The organism is Verminephrobacter aporrectodeae subsp. tuberculatae At4, assembly GCF_000193225.1.
Classification (GTDB): Bacteria; Pseudomonadota; Gammaproteobacteria; order Burkholderiales; family Burkholderiaceae_C; genus Acidovorax; species Acidovorax aporrectodeae.
In genome coordinates this window covers 1-18,670 of record NZ_AFAL01000383.1, presented here as the reverse complement: position 1 = coordinate 18,670, position 18,670 = coordinate 1, and the positions used below count along the sequence as shown (strand labels likewise).

17 protein-coding genes and 3 pseudogenes are annotated in these 18,670 nt (G+C 59.3%); 2 read left to right on the top strand and 18 right to left on the bottom strand.

The window, feature by feature from the left end; genetic code table 11:
• The 17 genes and pseudogenes from VTU_RS0109880 to VTU_RS31350 all read right to left on the bottom strand — a co-directional run.
• Positions 1-456 (bottom strand): annotated as a pseudogene (locus VTU_RS0109880) (efflux RND transporter periplasmic adaptor subunit); the annotation flags it as partial.
• Between the two features lie 135 nt (positions 457-591).
• Positions 592-2,028 (bottom strand): efflux transporter outer membrane subunit, encoded by a 1,437-nt coding sequence (locus tag VTU_RS0109875; RefSeq protein ID WP_010103735.1) that lies wholly within the window; start codon positions 2,026-2,028, stop codon positions 592-594.
• A gap of 398 nt (positions 2,029-2,426) precedes the next feature.
• On the bottom strand, positions 2,427-3,638 hold the full coding sequence (locus VTU_RS0109870; RefSeq protein ID WP_010103733.1) for an MFS transporter: 1,212 nt from the start codon (positions 3,636-3,638) through the stop codon (positions 2,427-2,429).
• A gap of 63 nt (positions 3,639-3,701) precedes the next feature.
• Positions 3,702-4,142 (bottom strand): hypothetical protein, encoded by a 441-nt coding sequence (locus VTU_RS0109865; protein WP_010103731.1) that lies wholly within the window; start codon positions 4,140-4,142, stop codon positions 3,702-3,704.
• Between the two features lie 18 nt (positions 4,143-4,160).
• Complete coding sequence (locus VTU_RS0109860) at positions 4,161-5,633, bottom strand: class I adenylate-forming enzyme family protein (RefSeq protein WP_010103730.1); 1,473 nt, start codon at positions 5,631-5,633, stop codon at positions 4,161-4,163.
• Entirely contained in the window at positions 5,630-6,493 is an 864-nt protein-coding gene (locus VTU_RS0109855; RefSeq protein WP_169315383.1) for a fatty acid desaturase family protein, read from the bottom strand. The genes VTU_RS0109860 and VTU_RS0109855 overlap by 4 nt, the downstream gene beginning before the upstream one ends.
• A 44-nt stretch (positions 6,494-6,537) precedes the next feature.
• Positions 6,538-7,377 carry a fatty acid desaturase family protein gene (locus VTU_RS0109850; RefSeq protein WP_081479770.1) on the bottom strand — a complete coding sequence of 280 codons (840 nt, stop codon included), beginning with the start codon at positions 7,375-7,377 and terminating at the stop codon, positions 6,538-6,540.
• Positions 7,370-7,714 carry a ferredoxin family protein gene (locus VTU_RS0109845; protein ID WP_029554262.1) on the bottom strand — a complete coding sequence of 115 codons (345 nt, stop codon included), beginning with the start codon at positions 7,712-7,714 and terminating at the stop codon, positions 7,370-7,372. The genes VTU_RS0109850 and VTU_RS0109845 overlap by 8 nt, the downstream gene beginning before the upstream one ends.
• A gap of 34 nt (positions 7,715-7,748) precedes the next feature.
• A complete protein-coding gene (gene fabG, locus VTU_RS0109840) occupies positions 7,749-8,492 on the bottom strand; it encodes a 3-oxoacyl-ACP reductase FabG (protein ID WP_010103725.1) in 744 nt (247 codons plus the stop codon).
• A 16-nt stretch (positions 8,493-8,508) separates the two neighbouring features.
• Positions 8,509-10,062: a phytoene desaturase family protein gene (locus VTU_RS0109835; protein WP_201766121.1), complete on the bottom strand. Its 1,554-nt coding sequence runs from the start codon at positions 10,060-10,062 to the stop codon at positions 8,509-8,511.
• Positions 10,063-10,082: 20 nt separating this feature from the next.
• Positions 10,083-11,021: a diiron oxygenase gene (locus VTU_RS0109830; protein ID WP_236610696.1), complete on the bottom strand. Its 939-nt coding sequence runs from the start codon at positions 11,019-11,021 to the stop codon at positions 10,083-10,085.
• Positions 11,018-11,197, bottom strand: a complete 180-nt coding sequence (locus VTU_RS0109825; RefSeq protein WP_169315382.1) for a phosphopantetheine-binding protein — start codon at positions 11,195-11,197, stop codon at positions 11,018-11,020. The genes VTU_RS0109830 and VTU_RS0109825 overlap by 4 nt, the downstream gene beginning before the upstream one ends.
• Before the next feature lie 71 nt (positions 11,198-11,268).
• The gene (locus tag VTU_RS0109820; RefSeq protein WP_010103719.1) at positions 11,269-12,099 is read right to left on the bottom strand and encodes a MaoC/PaaZ C-terminal domain-containing protein; all 831 of its coding nucleotides are present in this window, start codon (positions 12,097-12,099) and stop codon (positions 11,269-11,271) included.
• Positions 12,096-13,340 (bottom strand): beta-ketoacyl-[acyl-carrier-protein] synthase family protein, encoded by a 1,245-nt coding sequence (locus tag VTU_RS0109815; RefSeq protein WP_010103717.1) that lies wholly within the window; start codon positions 13,338-13,340, stop codon positions 12,096-12,098. The genes VTU_RS0109820 and VTU_RS0109815 overlap by 4 nt, the downstream gene beginning before the upstream one ends.
• Complete coding sequence (locus VTU_RS0109810; RefSeq protein ID WP_010103716.1) at positions 13,337-14,830, bottom strand: pyridoxal phosphate-dependent decarboxylase family protein; 1,494 nt, start codon at positions 14,828-14,830, stop codon at positions 13,337-13,339. The genes VTU_RS0109815 and VTU_RS0109810 overlap by 4 nt, the downstream gene beginning before the upstream one ends.
• Entirely contained in the window at positions 14,823-15,194 is a 372-nt protein-coding gene (locus VTU_RS32670; RefSeq protein ID WP_138927832.1) for a hypothetical protein, read from the bottom strand. The genes VTU_RS0109810 and VTU_RS32670 overlap by 8 nt, the downstream gene beginning before the upstream one ends.
• 105 nt (positions 15,195-15,299) lie before the next feature.
• Positions 15,300-15,848, bottom strand: coding sequence for an acyl-homoserine-lactone synthase (locus VTU_RS31350; protein WP_010103714.1), 549 nt, complete (start codon positions 15,846-15,848; stop codon positions 15,300-15,302).
• A gap of 115 nt (positions 15,849-15,963) precedes the next feature.
• Between VTU_RS31350 and VTU_RS26725 the strand changes: the two are divergent.
• Positions 15,964-16,522 (top strand): annotated as a pseudogene (locus VTU_RS26725) (transposase); the annotation flags it as partial.
• 214 nt (positions 16,523-16,736) lie between these two features.
• Here VTU_RS26725 and VTU_RS31345 read toward each other — a convergent pair.
• Positions 16,737-17,450, bottom strand: coding sequence for an autoinducer binding domain-containing protein (locus VTU_RS31345; RefSeq protein ID WP_010103712.1), 714 nt, complete (start codon positions 17,448-17,450; stop codon positions 16,737-16,739).
• 224 nt (positions 17,451-17,674) lie between these two features.
• On the opposite strand from VTU_RS31345, the pseudogene VTU_RS31340 reads away from it, so the two are divergent.
• Positions 17,675-18,301: pseudogene (locus tag VTU_RS31340) on the top strand (transposase); the annotation flags it as partial.
• Between the last annotated feature and the right edge of the window lie 369 nt (positions 18,302-18,670).

Genomic DNA, 18,670 nt, shown 5'->3' with positions numbered 1-18,670 from the left:
CGCGGTCTGCCCGGCGGTCGTGAATTGCTCGATCTGCTGCTGGCTCAGCGCGCCCGTGGCCTGCAGCGAGCGCGCGCGCTCGGCGTTCGCAACGGCCTCGGCGGCCTGCGCCTGGGCTTCGAGCAGGTTGGCGCGCACCTGGGCCAGGTCGGCCTGCACGCTGGCGTCAGAAAACGTGGCGAGCAACTGGCCGGCAGCGACCCGGTCGCCCACGTTCACCAGCACCCGGGTCAGGCGCAGGCCGTTGCTCTCGGCACCGATGCTCGCTTCCTGCCAGGCGGCCACGCTGCCGTTGGCGGCCAGGCGCAGCGGAACGCTGCTGCGCTGCGGCTGCGCCGTGCTCACCGTGAGCGCCGGGCGGGGCGTGTGCGCCTTGGATTCATCGGCCGCGCGCGACGCGCCGGACAGCAGCACCGCGCCCGTGACCAGCGCACAGGCGCCACTGAGCCCCGCCAATGCCCAGGTGCTGCGCGAAAACCTGGGGCCCGGTTTGGCATTGGGCGGGGAATCTGATGTGCAATTCGGCATGGGTCGGGTATCTTTCATGGGTTCTGCGGTTCTGCGGTTCTTCGGGCGGCTTGCGGTCGTAGTTCAGCGCGCGGCGTTGGCCGGGGTGTCGGCTGGCTGCGCCATGGTTTGGTCCTGCGCGTTCCATCCGCCGCCGGCTGCGCGGTACAGCGCCACCCAGGCCAACTGGCGTTCCTGGCGCAGCGCGATCAAGGCGTTTTCGGCGGCGATCGCGTTGCGCCGGACCTCCTCCAACTCGACCAGACTCGTGAGACCTGCGCGCCAACGGGTCTCGGTGGCGGCAAACGAAGCGCGGTAGCCTTCGGCGGCCGTGTGCGCGCTGGTATTGCGCTCGGCGGTGCTCGCCAGCTGCACCAGCGCTTGTTCGACCTCGCTCACCGCTTGGCGCACGCGCGCGCGGTACAGCACCACCGCCTCGTCGTAGCGCGTCCGCGCCTCGTCGGTCTGCGCGGCGCGCCTGCCGCCGTCAAACAGCGGCAGACTCAGCGTCAGCGGGCCGATGCTCCAGGTGTCCAGGCCACCCGCCGCGCCCGCGCTGCGCTGCCAGGCCGCGCCTATGGATCCGCTGAGCGCCAGGCGCGGGTAGTGCTGCGCCTGCGCCTGGTCCAGATCGGCGCTCGCCGCCGCCACTTCGCGCTCGGCCTGGTACACGTCGGGCCGCTGCGCCAGCACCTGCGCGGGCAGCGTGGCGAGCGCGAACAGCGCATCGGGCGCCGGGCCGCCGGGCGCGTCGGCAAAGCGTGCGCGCAGCGCAGGCTCCTGCCAGCCGGTGAGCGCGACCAGCACCTTGAACCCCACGTCGCACTGCATGCGCTGCTGCGCCGCGCGTGCCTGCGCCTGCGCTGCGCTGGCGCGTGCCAGCGCAGCCATCGCGGGCGCCGTGAAGCCGGCGCGCTCGCTCAGTGCCGACAGGCGCTCGGTTTCGGCGCGCGAATGCGCGTCGCGCCCGGCCAGATCGAGTAGCTCCAGACAGCTACGCAGGCTGCTGGTCTGCTGCGCCACTTCAGCGGCCACGCTCACGCGCGCCTCGTGCCACAGCGCCTGCGCGCCGGCGAGCCGCTGCCCGGCCGCTGTCTCTGCGGCGGCATTGGCGCCGAATAGATCCAGTTCCCAGCTGGCTTGGAGCCCCGCCTGCGCGCTGCTGGCAACGCGGCCCAGATTCAGATCGAAGCCGCGGCCGGCGCGCGCCTGCGCGTCGAACGACGGACCCAGCGCGGCGCGGCCGCTCACTTGCACGGTGCGGGCCTGCGCGATGCGCGAGCGCGCCTGCGCCACGCCCGGGCTGACGGCCTGCGCGGCGTCGATTAGTTCCACCAGCAGCGGGGCATCGAGCTGCGTCCACCACCGGGACAGGTTCTGGAGCGAACCCTGGTGCGGCAGAGGCGCGTGCCAGGCTGCGGGGACTGCCGCCTCCGGCGGCGCCGGAGGTGTGGCCGTGGCGCAGGCCGCGAGTGCCAGGGGCGCGCAGAGTGTCAGAAGACGTCGATAGCACAGTTTCATGCAGGAGGTTCTTCTCGGTGCGCAATCCCGGGGTTCCTGGATTTGCGGGGGAGACAAACGGGACGGACTCGTGAACGTGCGAGGCCAACCCGTTTTGGGGAATGCATCGGCAAGGCAGTCATCCTCGCCTTCGCGCATCCAGAACATCTGCATCATCCTTTGTGCGCCCGCAGGACGAAGGGCGCTTGGCTGCGCCGCATTCATCGCAGAAATTGAAAAATTCACGAGCTCAGAGAACTTGAGATTAAAAGGTGTTCCTGGGGGCATGCCGACTCCAAAACTTGAAAATCGTTGATTTCGTTGGTGATTTCTAATGGCATTCATTAGAAACCTGGGCAAGCTTGGGGCACGTCCCATCGCTCATGATCGCAGTTTTAAGGCGAATGGACAATTCCGATTCAAGGATTCATTTGCCCTTCCACTTTCCCTCTATTCGCAGCTTGGTCTATTTGGAGGCGGTGAGACACATCCGGTCCATCGGGGAGCGCGGCCTTACAACCCACTCGATGCACCAGAATTCTGATCAGTAGCGACGCAAAAAGAACGCTGCTGAGAGTGAAGAGATGTTTGCTACCCCACTCGCTGATGATGAGCGCGGCAAAGAAGGGGGCAATCATTGAGCCGATACAGAATGCAACCGTGAAGATTGCGCTACCGGCAGACAGTTGTTCCGCGGGCAGACGCCTTCCGACAATTGCCAATGCCAGTGCGTAGACAGGCCCCAATGCACCCCCTGTCAGGATGGACGCGATCATGGTTGCCGCGATTGAATCTGACCAAGTCATGACCAAACTTCCCAGGACCCCGACTGCAGCGCACGCCGCCAGCGACCGTTCCTGTCCGTACATGTCGGCCAAGCGGGTAATTGGTAAGGTCGAAATCAGACCTCCAAACACGAAAGCACTGAATGCAAGGCTCATTTCGGCGATTGTGAGCCCACGATCGATCATGACGATCGGGAATAGGCTCATCAAGATCGACTCCGCGACCCCATAGGAGAAAACCGCGTGTAGCGGCACGCCCATATGTTGAATTTGGCGGCGTTGGAGTGGTACAAGCTTTTTGGATGCATCCGAAGGCAGGCCGAGCATGACCACTGGAATTCCAAGCCAGAGCACCAAAGCGCATGCATAGAATGCCCATTTGGGTTCAAACGAGGACAAGGCTGCACCCCCTATTGGGCCGATACCCATTCCAAGCCCGATCGAAAGCGCATATAAGCCACTAATCAGGCTTCGGTTTTCCTCCGACGCCAGCGTATTGACGGTTGACTGACCTCCAATCAGGTAGAAGCCGATTCCTGCGGAAAGGACGAGGCGAAACAGAATCCAGTGCTCAAGCGATTGAGCCATGGGAAACAAGGTGGATCCAACCCCGGCCAGCGCAAGTCCGATGGCAAGCACGGCCCGCAGGCTGTAACGTCGCGCGACGTAGCCGGCAATTGGAGCAACGATGATGATGCCCAGGAAGAACAGGCTCGATGCGGCGCCGATCACCGTGTCAGAGAACCCGGCCTCCTTCATCCTGAGCGATATCACCGGGTTGTAGAACCCCACCGCAGTTCCGGCGAGGAGAGCCACGGCATACAGGACCACGAGATCCTTGCGCACAGGGCTTGCGATTGATCGAGGGGACGAGTGGATGTTCATTGCTGCAAAGTGCGTTTGGAGTGTTTATAGAAGGTGCCAGACTTGCCGCAAGCCGATGGCATGCAAGGCGCCGATGGCGAGACAGATGGATGAACTCCACCACCAAAACGCCTGGCTGCGCCCGGACTGGGGTGCGTCGATGAGGAAACCCGCTCCGCCGCGCAAGAAGTAGATTGCCGTGATCGCCAAGACGACCCAGCGAATCCGAGGCAGTGGCAACGGCTGGCCCGCCGCGGCCAGCGCATAGGCCGCCCACCCGAAGAGAATCAGCGCGACCGCCAGCGTGATAACGTGGGGCAGGAGTCGCCCGGCCTCTACCATCCGCGCCATGTCCTCACCGGCGCCCAGGAACCGATACCAAGAGGCGCCGAAGGCGACGCACCCCAGGTGCAGAAGGCCAGCGATCATGCTCGACACCATGCCGGCCAACAGCCACGGGTTCAGCGTGTGGATCGTCTGATTCATTTCAATCAAGCCCTCGACTCAGAGCGCAATTAGCTCGCCCGCCACCACAGTCGCTCGCAGGGCGGTACGGTGGACTTTTCCATTGCCGCCCTTTGGCAGCGGCGTCGTCCTCAAGACGAGGTGTGTCGGTCTGCGAGATGCATCGAGCTGTTCCTGCAGCCTCGACCTGATCTCGGAGACGAGCGTCGGCTGGGCGTCATCGCGAACTTGGCATACCACCACCGGCATCAGGCCGATGTCCCCAACAGGAACCCCGATCGCGGTCACCTCAACAACACCAGACACAGATCGAATGGCCGCTTCAATTTCCGCGGGCTTGAGGGTGTACCCTTGGGCACAGACGATGTCGTCGTTCGCCCGGCCCAGCAGCGCGAGACGCCCTTCCCCATCAAGTCGTCCAAGGTCACCAGTGCGCAACCACCCATCGACCAGACGATCCGAGCTCACCGGGCGCTTTGATCGTTCGTCCCAGTAGCCGCTCATGACGAGATCACCGGCAACTTGAACCTCCCCTGGCTGGCCGGTGGCCACTGCCTCGCCGGTGTCGATGTCGCAGATGCGGACCTGAACGCCCGGAGCCGCGCGCCCAACAGAGAACCCTGCCAGTTCCTGTTCGTGATCGTCGAGCCAGGTGACCGGACCCGTCGTTTCAGTCAAGCCATAGCATTGGATCCATCGACAGGCGACCGCCCGCCGAGCGCGATCCATCAGGGCCTTCGTGACCGGTGCGGCACCATACAAGACCGCCTGAAGCGATGACAGGTCTCGCTGAGCCAAGTAGGGATCGTTTAGCACCGCACCAATGTGTTGCGGAACCATTATGAGGTGAGTGATCTGCTCGCGCTCTATTGATGCGACGATGTCGTGCGGCGCGGCCGCCAGATGAATGCCGTCTACGACCGTACCACCCGCCAAAAGCGTGGCGATGGCAGCCAGTTGGCTCAGCAGACCCAAAGGTTCGTACATGATCAGCGTCCGGCAGTCGGCTTCGCACCGCGACACGGCCTGAATGTTTCGCACGGCGCAAAGCAATGCCCGCTCGGAGAGGCAGACGCCCTTCGATTGACCCGTCGTACCGCTCGTGCGCGCCTGCAGCAGGATGCTGTCCTCCACAGTGGCTGACTGAAGGGGCTCCGATGTCCGTGCGACGACCGGGGAATTCTCGGACCACGTCACCGCCCAGTGCGCTGAGGAGCTCTGAACGGCGTCGGCCCATTCGGCACTGTTCGGTGCCATGAAGCTCTCCAGGAAGACGATGGTGGCGCAATGCCTTGAGCACGCCAGCTCAAGAACAAAGACCGGATAGGCAGGGCCCGAACTGACGGCTACTCGCTGCTGCAACCCAAGCGGCCAACCACTCAGTTCGCTAGCGCGAGCCTCCACGTCTGCGGCAATCTGCGCATACGTTCGGGAGCCCGATCGTCCTTGGTACGCGACCGAGTCGGGGAACCGGGCCGCGACGTCTGCAAACGCTTTATAGAGATTTTTCATGCTGCCTCCGCCGTAGTTGTTGAAACCGGCCACTTCTTTCCACCCTCACGCAGGCAGACGCCAACAAACTGCAGCAACCCGATCTCGCGGACCAATGCAGCGTCGCGTCGGCTCTGCGCGTGGACCTCATACCACTTCAAAGACGCCTTAACATGGTGAGTGGCGTGATGGTTCGTGTAGAGAATGAAGAATCCAAGAACAGCGGGCAAGCGGATGTTCATGCCCTCTGCATAGTGCTCAATGCCTTTCGGCGCAACCGGTCGCTCCGAGGAGAAGTAGTGCTGCGATTGGGAGATCATCAGCTCCACGATGAAGAAGACGAGATACGGAGCCCAATACAGCCAAAATATCTGCAACGGGTAGATAACGGTCAGCGCCACCATCAGAACCCGCGCGACAACCAGGCTGATGAGCTCCCTGCGATGGTTGCGGTGCTCTCCGTCAGGTACATATTCTCCCCGGTTGATCACGTTGGCATTTCGCATGAGCGCGACAAAGGGAGCTAGGAACATCATCCAAGCGGGGATCGCCTTCCCGTAGAAAGCCTTCTCGGGGTCGCCAGGCGTGTTTGTGAGCGCGTGATGCTCCAAGTGAAAACGGCGATACGCGGTGAATCCCAGCCCGAGGTGAGCGCCTATCAGGCGTCCCAGCAGCATGTTGGCAGGCCTCCAGTCATTAAGGTTGAAGTGAACGGCTTGGTGAAAGCCCTCCATCATCCCCGCGAAAAGCAGTCCTTGAATCGGAACGCCTAGCCATGCGTACCAGCTTGGCGAGGAAGCATGGACCAGTAGAAGGCTGTTGGTGACAAGTACGGAGCCAAAAGCCCCGAGCCACAGTGAATCACGCAATGCGGTTTTCATTGATATCCTCTTTGAATGGAAATGCTCAGTATGGTCGGTGGTCATCAGCGGACATCCCAGAGCCGGGGACCCTTCCTGAAGTACTGGGCCAGAAACTCGCCAAACCTGAATTGCTGGTCGGAACCTTGGAGGAGGGCTTCCCGAGCTTCATGCCAGGGGGTGCGTGGCGCCAGATGATGGACACGGTGGTAGTTTCTGAAGAGAAACATCCAGCAGAACAGCGATGGGAGGATCAGATCGTTTGTGACGCTCTTCGGGCTAGCACCCTCCGGGATTTCTGTCATGCCGTAGTGCTCGGCTTGGTTGAGTGGATAGTCGATCCACGCGAACAGAGCCAGGGGCAACCAATAGGCCAAGACGACCTTTTCTGGCCAGACCGCGGTCAACCCGACTATCGTGGTCACGAAGACAAGCAGAACCGCCGTGTTCGTTCGACGTGCGGTGGTCTGACGCGCGCTGACGTGGTCATCCCTTCCGACCGCCAAGCTGAACTGCAGGTACGACCACGGTGCCAGCAACCATGAGCCCACGGCACTTCCGGTCGAATCTCGATAGAGCACTCGCTCAGGATCCTGAGCCGTTGCCGTGTGCGCGTGGTGGTACGCGTGGAAGAACCGGAAGTGAATGAAGTGCAGCAGCAGAATTGAAGCAAGAATTGTGCCGATTATCTTGTTGGCCCATCGCTGCCGAAAAAGATTCTCGTGAGTTGCCTGATGCACAGCCTCCAGCACGCCGACCAGCAACAGACCTTGAATCGACGCCAGCACCAGCCGAAATGGCAGATTCAACGGTCCCGCTATCATGAGGATGCTGTTAGTTGCCAAGACTGTAAGGAATCCCCAGGACAAAAAATCGCTGACCTGGGGTGCAGTTCGTCTAAGCATTGATGCGCTCCTTGTAGTCCTCCAGAAGGTTCCAACGTGGGCCTGCGTTATGCCAGGCTTCGTGCCCGTTCATGGCCGGAGAGCGTTTCAGAATGCTGGGCCACCGGTCGGCCAGTTCCGCATTTCGCCCGATGCTCTCCTGCTCGTTTTCTGGAACCTCAGCGGCATCGAAGATCGCATTCTCGGGGCACTCGGGAACGCAAATCGCGCAATCGATACAGTCCTCGGGATGGATGACCAGCATGTTTGGTCCTTCATGAAAGCTGTCCGTAGGACAGGCCTCCACGCATGTCGAGTGCTTGCAGTTGATGCAAGCACTGGTTACAACGTATGCCATAGGTATCCCTCCAAGTTCGATTTGTCGGCCCGGTCTATGCGGACAGGCCTCCGTCTAGCACCAGCGTCTGACCCGTCATGTACTCCGATGCGTCTGACAGCAGGTAGCGCACCAAAGCCCCGACCTCATCCACACGTCCCAGGCGCCGCAGGGGAACACACTTCTCCATGGCGCGGCGCCGTTCATCCGGCATGGCCGCTACCATCTCGGTGTTGATCAGGCCAGGGGCGATGGCGTTGACCCGAACTCGGTAGCGTGCGACCTCCCGGGACAGCGAGCGGGTCATGCCGAGCATCGCCGCCTTGGTGGCAGCGTAGTTGACCTGACCAGGGTTTCCGTGGATCGCAGTGATCGATGACATCATCACCACCGATCCACGCCGTTCCGCGAGCATGGGCTCGAGGAACGCACGCACGGTGTAGAAGCAAGAATCGAGATTCGTGCTGAGTACATGACGCCAAACTTGGTCGGTCATGTTCACGAAGGCGCCGTCTTGCGTCACGCCCGCGTTCTGGATCAGACCCCACGGCGCGCCCAGCCGTGCCAAGCACTCCTTCGCCAACGTGTTAACTTGCAACGGATCGACGCCATCGCAGCGATGGGCCTCGACCGCCGCACCCTTGTCGCTCAGCGACTGAACCAAGGACGCGGCCTGCTGCGACTCCTGTCGGTAAGTGAACACCACGCGATACTGGTTGACCAGGGCCTCGACGATTCCCCGACCGATTCCCCGACTGCCACCGGTCACCAACACCCATCGTTCTGAGTCTGACTTCATTTGCTTTTTTCCTAGATCAATTTGCATTTGTCGGCCGAACGGCGCGTTCATTGGCCGTTACCGTGTGGCGAGAAAGCTGAACGGACCGCGCCATCAGGCGCGCGAAGCCCATCGTTGCCTCGTACCCGGATCCAGATACCCAAGCGCTAAGAAAGCTGACGTTTCCAACCGGGAACGCGATACCCGACACGCCGGCAGCGGCGTAGGGCGACACAAGCGCGCCGTAGCCGGAGCCTGCCTTGTTGCGGGTGTACCGCTCGCAGGTTCTCGGCGTCGATACCTCGCGGTACTTGACGTGCGACTCAAGGGCTGGAATCGCGCGAAAGAGTCTGGAGAGGACGACCTGAACAAGGCGCCGCTTCTTCGCTCGGTATTCGGCAGTCTTGCGCTCGGGCCAGTGGCGTACGTCATCCAGAACATTCACGATGACGACGTTGCCGCCGGAGGCACTGAGGAGCGCATAGTTCGTGACCTCGAAAGAGGACTTGACCCAATACGCGTTCTCCGCGATCTCGGCGTCTGTCGGCGATGATCGCGCCAGGGCCCGGGATTGCTCTGCCTGTTCAGGCGCCTCCGCAAGAACCATCGTCTCTGCGCTGCCCAAACCGATCAGATCAGGGCGGGTGTCGAGCAGTAGATAGATCGTGCTGGTGGAGTTGGCCGGAATCTGCTCTCTGGCGCGACGTCGGAGGTCTTGTAGTGCGTCCAGGTTCGGCAGCAGGTCCCGCATCGCGTGTTCGGGGCTGGCATTCACGTAGACGTGACTACAGCGGATCAGCTGACCGCAGGCGACCACGCCGGTCGCCTGCGAGCCGTCGTCCGAGTCCACCTCGATGCGCTCCACGTCGACGTTGGTGCGGACATCGGAGCCTGCAAGGCGCAGTTTCTTGACGAGAAGATTGCTCAGATGCTGGGAGCCGCCCTCCAGATACGCACTGCGCATGAAGAGACTGGCATACACCACGTGGAGGAAGTACAGGTAGGCGCATTGCTCTGGGTAACAGCCGACGTAGATGCTGGGCAGCGACAGGATCTCGATGAGCCTACTGTCGCCGAATCGTTGCCTTAGCGCTTGCGCGACGGTCAGGGGTTTTAGGTTTCGGTGCGCCCAACGCAACTGCTTGAAGTCTGGCTCGTAGTTCCCCTGCAGCGTTTCGAACTGCATGTAGCCGTCGCGCCCGTAGGTCGCAACTTCGGCAAAGAATCGACCCAGGGCGACCTCTTCAGTCGGGAACATCTGGGTTAGGCACAGTTGTGTTGCGCGAGCGTCTTCGGGCAATGACAGGCGAACCGTGCTGACTACCTCGAAAAACGTCGGGGGGAAGAACAGCCGTATCTTGTCCTCGAGGCCAAGCTCCCGAAACAGTGCGCGCAGGTTGCCCTGCGGCCCCATGCCCGAAAGCTTGTGGAGGCTGCAGTCAAATCGCGCGCCCAGCTTCGGCCTGCAGAACTCCGTCGCGTAGCCACCAGGAACGTCGTGCTGCTCCAGGATCAAGACGCGCAAGGCCGGATTCCGATCCACGATCAGCGCAGCGTGCGTCAACGCCGTGATGCCACTGCCGACGTACACGGCGTCCCATTTGACAGAGGTCACTGGATCCCCAATTGCGCAAGCCAGCGATCAAGCTCTCCCAGCCGCTCCGAGTTCAGCCGCCGGTTGTTTTCCGAGGTTCGCACCTGCGCCACCGCTGCATCGTCCGCGACGTCGATCGGAAAGGGGAAGGAGGTGTGCAGCCCGATGTCTCGATTAAAGGTGAACTCGTCCTTGTAGCTGCGATAGATCTGCGCGAACTGATCACGGATCGGTGCCAACGCCTCAGCCGGTGTTGATGCAAAGAAGCTCTCGATGACCCGCTTGCCGAACGCGATGTGACGCGCCTCCTCCATGTGGTGGGCATGGATCATCTTGCGCGTCAGCGGATCCACCTCGTCGCGCTGGGTGAGGTACATCACGCTGAGCTCGGTGCCCCACTCAATCATCAACGTCGACAGAATCCCGAAGACCGGGTGAAGGGTTGGGAGCTGCTGCGTGAACTGTGCATAGAATCCCTTCGGGGGAGAGAAGAGTGGAAGACCTGCCATCTTCATGTACCGACGGAACATCAGGGTGTGTGTGATCTCCTCCCGCGAGAAGATCATCAAATACTCGTATACCTCCGGATGAAGCGAGAAGGGGTACTTGTTGACGTAGCCCACATACAGAGGCGGGAGCGTCTGTTCCAGCCAGATGAACATGGAGATGTCTCGGGCCAGCTCCTTCCAGAGCAGTTCGCGTTGCTGATCGCCGGTCAGACCCCTCCATTGCTCCGTTCCATAAATCCAGCCACCGTCCTCGCGCTTAGGCAGCTTCGACTTGTCGATGCCGTCATTCCAGGGCAGCACATCCTCCAGGCTCATGGGCGATCGGTGGGAAGCCCGGATCAGGACGCCAACTTTCGCGCGATCCTCTTCGCTCAGTCGGATTGGGTTTTCGGTAACCTCAGGTGATTTCTGCATGATTTCCTCGTAGTAAACAGATTTGAAAGTCAAGCTTGGACGGTACTCATCTTGGAGGAGATGAATCCCACGAGCTGCTCCATGCTCGAGATCGTCCCCGACACGAACATGTCGGGCAACAAGTCAACCTTGTAGGTCTTCTTCACGGCAACCTGCAGCTCGACGAAGTCGAGGCTGTCCAGTACCAGTTGCTCGAACGTTGATTGCATCAACGTCGGCATCCTTCATGTCAACGATGAGTTCTCGCAGAACATGGAAGATTTTGGTGTCTAGGCTCATGCTAATTTCCTTTCGAAGTGGTGGGTAGAGGTCGAACAACGAGGCCTACTTCCGACTGAATGAGTAGGGATTGCCGCGAATGGAGTTGCATCTGGCACGAGGCAACAAATCCGTGGCTTGCGTCAGGAGCGTTTACGGTGGGGGTAAGTACCGTGCACTGCAGTGGCAGAAGTTGATAGAGTTCGTTCAAGTTCCTCCCGACAAGATCAGTTCGCACATGCAGGAAATGCGAACTCTGGACCGTGAGCGTGGTATGCATCAATTCGGCCTGACTTTCACAATCTCCCGCCAGCCCGAGTTCCTTGCTTAGTTTGAAGGGAATCTCGTTCTGCAACAGGATCTCGAAGAGAAGGCAGTCGAGTACCAGCCAAGCTCCGTCCATGCCTGGGAAGCCTTCCCGGTACCGATTCAACACTCCTTCGAACTCAGCTTGGGGTACCGGGAACGTTTTCCACGGATGTCCTGGCTCCGGCCCGTCGGCGGTCCAATGCAAAGTTCCGTCCATGGCGGACATGCCATCGATCTTCCGAGTGAGTCTGAAGCGACCTCTCGGGCCGGCCGGTCGGACTTCGATCTGGTGCTCGACCGACCTCAACACAGGGTTGCGGAAGCGCGCTTTCACATTTACCCATGCGTGCTCAGCGTCTGGTGGATCCATCGCCAGACTGATCGCGTGTTTGAGGCGAAGAAGGGACAGCATCCCGTGGACCACCACGCCATCGAGCCCTCGCTCGCGCGCCAGATTTCCATCGAAATGAATCGGGTTGTAGTCTCCGACAAGACCCGCCCAAGTCTGGATGTCGCGTGCATTGAACTGGACCTGCTGGGTCATCGCAGTCGCTCCACCACGAGCGCGGCGTTTGCGCCCCCAAACCCGAAGCTCAGGTTCAGCGCAACGCTCAGGCTCTGCGCGTGTCGGTGTTCGTTCGGCACATAGTCCAGATCGCAGTTCTGATCCGGCTCGTGCAGATTGGCCGTTGCCGGGATGATTCCGCTCTCAATCGCCTTCAGGCAAACGATGGTCTCGAAACTGCCTGCAGCCGAGATAAGGTGTCCGCTATAGGACTTCGTGCTGGAAATCGGTATTCCAAAGGCCGCCGTGCCAAGCGCGGCCTTAATGGCGTTCGTCTCATTGAGGTCGTTCAGGGGTGTGGAGGTCCCGTGCGCGTTGATGTACTGAATGTCGCGGGCCCTGCGGCCAGCCTGCTTCAGGGCAGTCTCGATGGAGAGAATCCGTGCAGCCATGTCCTCGGACGGCGCCGTGAAGTCGGACGCGTCCGAGAAGTTCCCGTAGCCTGTGACCTCGCCGAGGATCTTCGCGCCGCGGCGCACCGCGCTTTCAAGCTCTTCGAGACACAGCACGGCGGCGCCTTCAGCGAGAACGAAGCCGGAGCGTCGACGGTCGAACGGGCAGCACGCGCGGTGCACGTCGGACGTCTCCTTGCTAAGAGCGCTAAGTACGTCGATGTTCCAGACGTTGGTGGAATCCTTCAGACTCTCGGAGCCGCCGGCCAGTGCCACGCGCGCGCGGCCCGATCGAATGAGCTCGAACGCATCGCCGATTGCGATGGTGCCCGTGGCGCACGCCGCATTGACCGTGTTCTGGTAGCCGCGCATTTGCCAAAGGATCGAGCAGGCTCCCGTAGCCACGCTTGGCATCGTGGTCAGGCTGCCGAACGCGTCACCGAGGCCTGTATCGCGGTAGTCCGCGTGGATGCTGTTCGATGCGTCAACACCGCCCCATCCCGTTCCTATGATGATTGCCCGCTCGTGCGGCGCGTAGTGCTCGGCCATCGCGGCGGGATCACCGAAGGCGTGTGCCAGCGATTCGCGAGCGGCAACGACGGCGTTTCGCGCGAATGGCGAGAGGCAGCGCAGAATCGCCTTCGGAATCCACGTGTAGCGCCCACGTCTGTCGGGCAGAAAGGCAAAGCAGCGTGCGCGGATGTTCGGCCCTGGGTCGTCCACCATTCGATATCCGAAACTCTTGTTCAGAATGGAGTTCCAAGAGTCGTCGGCCGTCTCGCCCAGTGCAGTGACCGCTCCATAGCCTGTGACAACGACACGATTCATTTTGCGTAGCCCCTTGAGTAGATTCCTTGACCAGTGCCGATGCGACCGCCGTCGGTTGCGAGTTCTCGAGCAGCGGATTCAGCAGCGAATCGACGGATTTCGGTGGCCAGACGCTGAATGCCATCCGAGGTGATTCGTGGGTTCATGAGACAGAGCTTGAGATACAGCCGGTCTCGCATGCGGACCTGTCCGACCGACCAGATGCCGCGACCGTTGAGGAACTCAACGAGTCGCTTGGTCGCCTCGTTGGACGCTGGCTCGGAGTTGGCTCTAAGCCGCACACAGATGATGTTCGTTTCCGGCAGACAATAAACATCCAGGGCCGAAATGCTTAGTAAGAGATCGTGGAGATCACGGGTCCGCCTTGCCAAGTGCTTGACGTCGCCAGCGAGTCTCTCCTCCCCTTCGGTATGCAGCGAGACCCACAGCTTCATTGCGTTTGCGGTGCGGGAGCACTCCAGTGTCCAGTTGTGCATGTCGGGGTACCGGCCAACCATCTGCTGACTCAGGTAGGGCGAGTTATGACCTGTCAGGAAGCTGGCCGCAGGACTGTCCTTGAAGAACAGGAAGCTCAGCGGTACGCTCTGAAAGAAGATCTTGTGAAAGTCCCAGCAGACACTGTCGACTTGGGAGAGCGCGTCGAACTGCCTTTGGAGTTCTGGCAGGCGGTAAAAGGAGCCTCCATGTGCCGCATCAACGTGGATCCACCAAGCTGAGCGACTCGACTTGTCGTGCCTTGCAAGGAACTCGCCGAGATCATCGAAAGCACCGGTGGTCGTTGTGCCGAATGTCAGGCAAACGATCGTTGGAGTTCCCGGGACGAGGGCCGAAGCTAGTGCGTCCTGATTGATCCGTCCCCGTTCATCGGTCTCGATCGACACCACGTTCCGGGCGCCGATTCCCACGATCGATGCGGCACGGGAGATGGAATAGTGCGTGTGTTCGCTGACCAAGACGCGAATCGGATGACCGGTGCCGGTGTCCCATGTGGACCAGTCGTCGAGCTTGTTTCGGCCCGCCAGGAGCGCGCTTAAGTTGGCAAGGCTGCCACCTCCCGTGCTCAGCCCGAATGAGTGCCTGCTCAGTCGGAGTTTGTCGCGCGCCCAGTCGAGCATTCGGCGCTCGATCACGCTGGTCAGCGGCGCCATCTCGAATACCGCTTGACCTTGATTCAGAATCGCTGCCCACAGGGCCCCCACCGCCGCCCCGGGGACCGGGAAGTTCAGTTGCTGATTCAGGTAGCCTGAGTGGCTGTAGTGCACCGACCCGTCGATAAGTCCCTGCACGGCCTTGTCCAGATCTCCATTCCGGAGATCGGACTCGAGTTGGCTCGCAAGGTCTTCAAGCTGAAGTGGCGATCGGTCGGGCAGGACATTCGAGCGCAGGTCCGAGTCGAGGCGGGCGAACATGGCACTCGCGTCGAGGAGCCGCTTGAATAGCCCCGATCGCCACCCGTTAAACTCTCTCCGTTCTTCACTAGCATCAATCATTGGTTTTTACTCCTGTGTTGTAGGCTTTAATGCCATTACATACTGCATGCCATGCCATTACATACAACTCAAGCTTTCCCCCGCAATATGCTGACTTTGCAAGGAGAGTACGGAGACCTTGATGAGTTGGGCGACGGAAGAGTTCAAAGACATTGACTTGGGCGATCAGTGACCAAACAAGCGGACGGTTCTTTTGGTCAATCCGCTGGCGAGCAAATTTGACAGCGACAGCAACTTCATCAAATTCAGGTATTTCACCGGCAAACAGGTCCATACGATCAATATCAATCGCATGTAGCTTTTTCGGCTCGGTAAGAATTGATTCGCAGGCAACCGAAGTTACCATCCGTGCGGGTGTTCTCAATCACATGGCCGTTTTGACTTGTCAGCAGTCTATGTGTGTTACATGAGTTGATATTCTTGAGAATATTCATATTAAAAATCAATTTGTGCATTAATGGTAATTCGATTAGCAATGAATTAACAGAGAAACGATTAATTTACCTCCATGTACGGCAGGATTTCCCGTACGTGTGGAATCAAATTCGTTCAGACGAAGCAATCGTTCCATGCCAATGGGAGATACGGTAATTAGCGAGCACATTCCGAATTTTTTAGCCACCCCGACCACTCGACGAAAAAAATTCGAAGCATGCTTAGCTGATGCTTGATGGGAAAATGACGTGCCGGAAATAAAATCCACCGCAGCGAATCGCGAAAGCTCCCAGATTTTCACGTCATGTGGAAATTCAGCACTTTCCCATAGTGTTGGAAATACCTTTTCCAACAAGTACGGGACAGTTGTTGGCAATAGCCGTGCTACGCCATTGACTTGGTTGTTTTCGTCATACGAAGAAATGTAGATAGCTTCCCCGCCATCAAACTCATCCAATTCAATCCCGTTGGAGGAATGCAGCGGCCAGCCTAAGTGATCGATAAACACTTTGTGCCTGTAACGCCCAGCGTCTTCCATATGGCGGGGGTGCAATTCGTCGCGTCTGCCAGAAACAAAGAGCATTCGTTCACTCCTTTTCTAAGTAGAATCAATTGTGTTCAAGATTTGGCGTGATGTCACCTACTAAAAATAGTAGGTCAGTCCGCGATGTGGATTTGGCGTTGTTGCATGGCTCCTCGTCGTTCGTGTGGAAACCAACATGCACAATAGCCTCCTTGAGGCGGCAGAGGGCAACGATGAGCACAAGACGCTCAAGCAACTGATGTGGGGGATGCGGCGCAACCCCGAAAGCTGGAGCGCAAAGCAAACCGACGCAATGGTTGCAGCGTTCCGTGCTCAAGAGCGCGCGGGCGTGGCGGTTGAAGATGGCGTTGCGCGCGGTGTATGCGAGGGCAAAGGTGCACAACAGCGTACAGCAGGCGAGTGTCGAACTGCAGGCTTGGTTGAGCTGGGCGTTCAGATGCCGGCTGGAACCGTTCAAGAAACTGGCCAGAAGCCTCAAGGAGCGCTTTGCTGCAGTGGTGCGCGGCATGCTGGGGCATCGCAGCAACGCCTACGTGGAGGCCATGAACGGACTCTTGCAGCAGGCCAAGCGCGCAGCCCGTGGGTTCCGCACGAGCGACAACTTCATCACCATCGCCTACCTGCGCATGTCCAAACTCAAGCATCTGCCTGCCAGCCCCTTCACGCTCGTTGGGGTCACACATGAGGTTGTTATGTTCCACACGAAACGATGAGGAGCTCGCACCTGGCGCAAGGTCCATCTGACGCAGGGAGCGCCATCCGCTCGGGCGTGCTCAATCGCATGGCCATTCTGGTCCGTCCGCATTACCTGGATTGGTGTTCTTGGAGAGGTGCATCTTCGAAGGGCGATTTATGCAACAACGTCATGGCTGATGCCAAAAGAGTGGAATAATTTATGAGGGGGGGGTGAAATTTTATATAACGAAATCAGTTGAGAAAACCAAGTAATGCCGCGTGCACCACTGCCGCCGTTTTGTTAGTCACTTGCAGTTTAGTTATGGAGTTCTTAATGTGAAAATCCACTGTGTTTTTCGACACACTCAGAATATCCGCAATATCCTGCGCAGACTTCCCATCGGCTGACCACTTCAATACTTCCAACTCTCTCTTTGAAAGGGCTTGCGATCCTATGGCTGAATTGCACCGAAGCAACCGCGAAAACGCTATGTGAGCCACCTGAACGAACCATCGCATATTTAGTTGTTTGGCATCGAGCTCTTGGGTGGTCAAGGGCTGGCCAGATCTTGACAGCGTGATCATTCCACAGGCACCCAGACCATCCAAACTGGACTGTGCCCAGCCTACCTTCAGTCCATGCGCCCTGGCCTCATCCCAAAGATTCTGCGCACCTGCAAAAACCTGATCTGTCCAGATGATCGGCGCGTGGGATCGACGCCCATGGGCGACGGTTGGATCAATTTGCAGATATCCAGCTTGGGCATAGCGCTCTTGCCATGACCCAGGGTAGTTGTTCAACAGAATGACCCTTGGTCTGCTCAACGGTATTGGTGATTGGAAACCGTAGGCCACATGCTCGAATCCAAGCGCAATTGCGGCATCTTCAATGCGACTGAAGACTTCGCGCTCACACAGCTCGTCGTCAAACACCATATCAATCAGATCTTTTTGCCAATTTTCCATGTTGATTCTTATGCGGTGTACGCCATTCTGGAAACTCTAAAAACCTATGCAGGATGACCATCGGTATCTGCTATTTTTAGTAAGAATTGCGATGTTTTCCTCCTGATAGCGTATTGCATAAATCCTGGACCGCATGGCGCGTGGACGTTTACGCGCAGCGGCGGCGGGCGGTTGTGCCAACTGCGACACGGACCGGGTACATTCCTGACCTTTTGCCAGGGAACATGCGCAGAGACACCAGCCAACGAGCCGAACCTGAGGCGACCTACCGTGTCAGGAATTGGGCGCAATACAACGCAGGGCTGATTGCCAGAGGAGATATCGCGGTATGGATCGACGAGAGCCCTCTGACGCTCGCACCCGCTGCGGATGTCGCCAAGTGTGGACGCCCGATCGTCTACCCGGACGCCGTTATCCAAGGCTTGCTCAGTCTCAAGCAGGTGTTTGATCTGCCGCTGCGTGCGCTGCAGGGATTCGCTCAAAGCCTGCAAGTCGTCTTGCCCGCGCTGCGCATGGGTGAGCCACTGCACTTGGCCATCGACAGCACTGGTCTCATCAAGCTCTAGGGCGAGGGTGAATGGGTGGTGCACACGCACGGTTGGTCCAAGCGCTGCACCTGGCGAAAGGTCCATCTGGCGATGGGCACAAGGACCGGCCAGATTTGCGCGGCGCTGATGACTCATCAGGAGATGGGTGACGGTGAGGCTCTGACCGATTTGCTCAAGCAAATTTCGTCCGAAACACCGATTGACATCGTCGGCGACGATGGCGCCTACGACACCAAAGGGTGGCACGCGCAGATTGCCACGCGCGATGCTGCGCCCTCGATTCCCCCGCGCGAAGGGGTTATGTCTGACACAACTTGACACAATATCGCCATTGACGAACCCGCAAAGGTTTTCGGTCATAGCTTGACCTCGCTGGTCTTTGGCGGTGCGTACATCGGAGAGGATGCGGGCCATGTCAAACCTCCTTGGGGGTGGATGAAAAGCAGTCAGTTTCACACAATAATTGTCTCACAAGTTACTACTCCGGCATTGTCCAGCGTGGTGTGCGTCTGAAGGGGCGGTTCCAGGCTTCCAATGAGGGTGGGTTGATCATCAAGAAATGGTGGTCAATATGGACGAGACGTGGCTCACGACGAGCGCGCAAATTGAACAATTTTTGGTCGTCAGCACGGTGGTGCAACTTGCCGCGCAGGAGGTTGGCCTCGCGCAGTC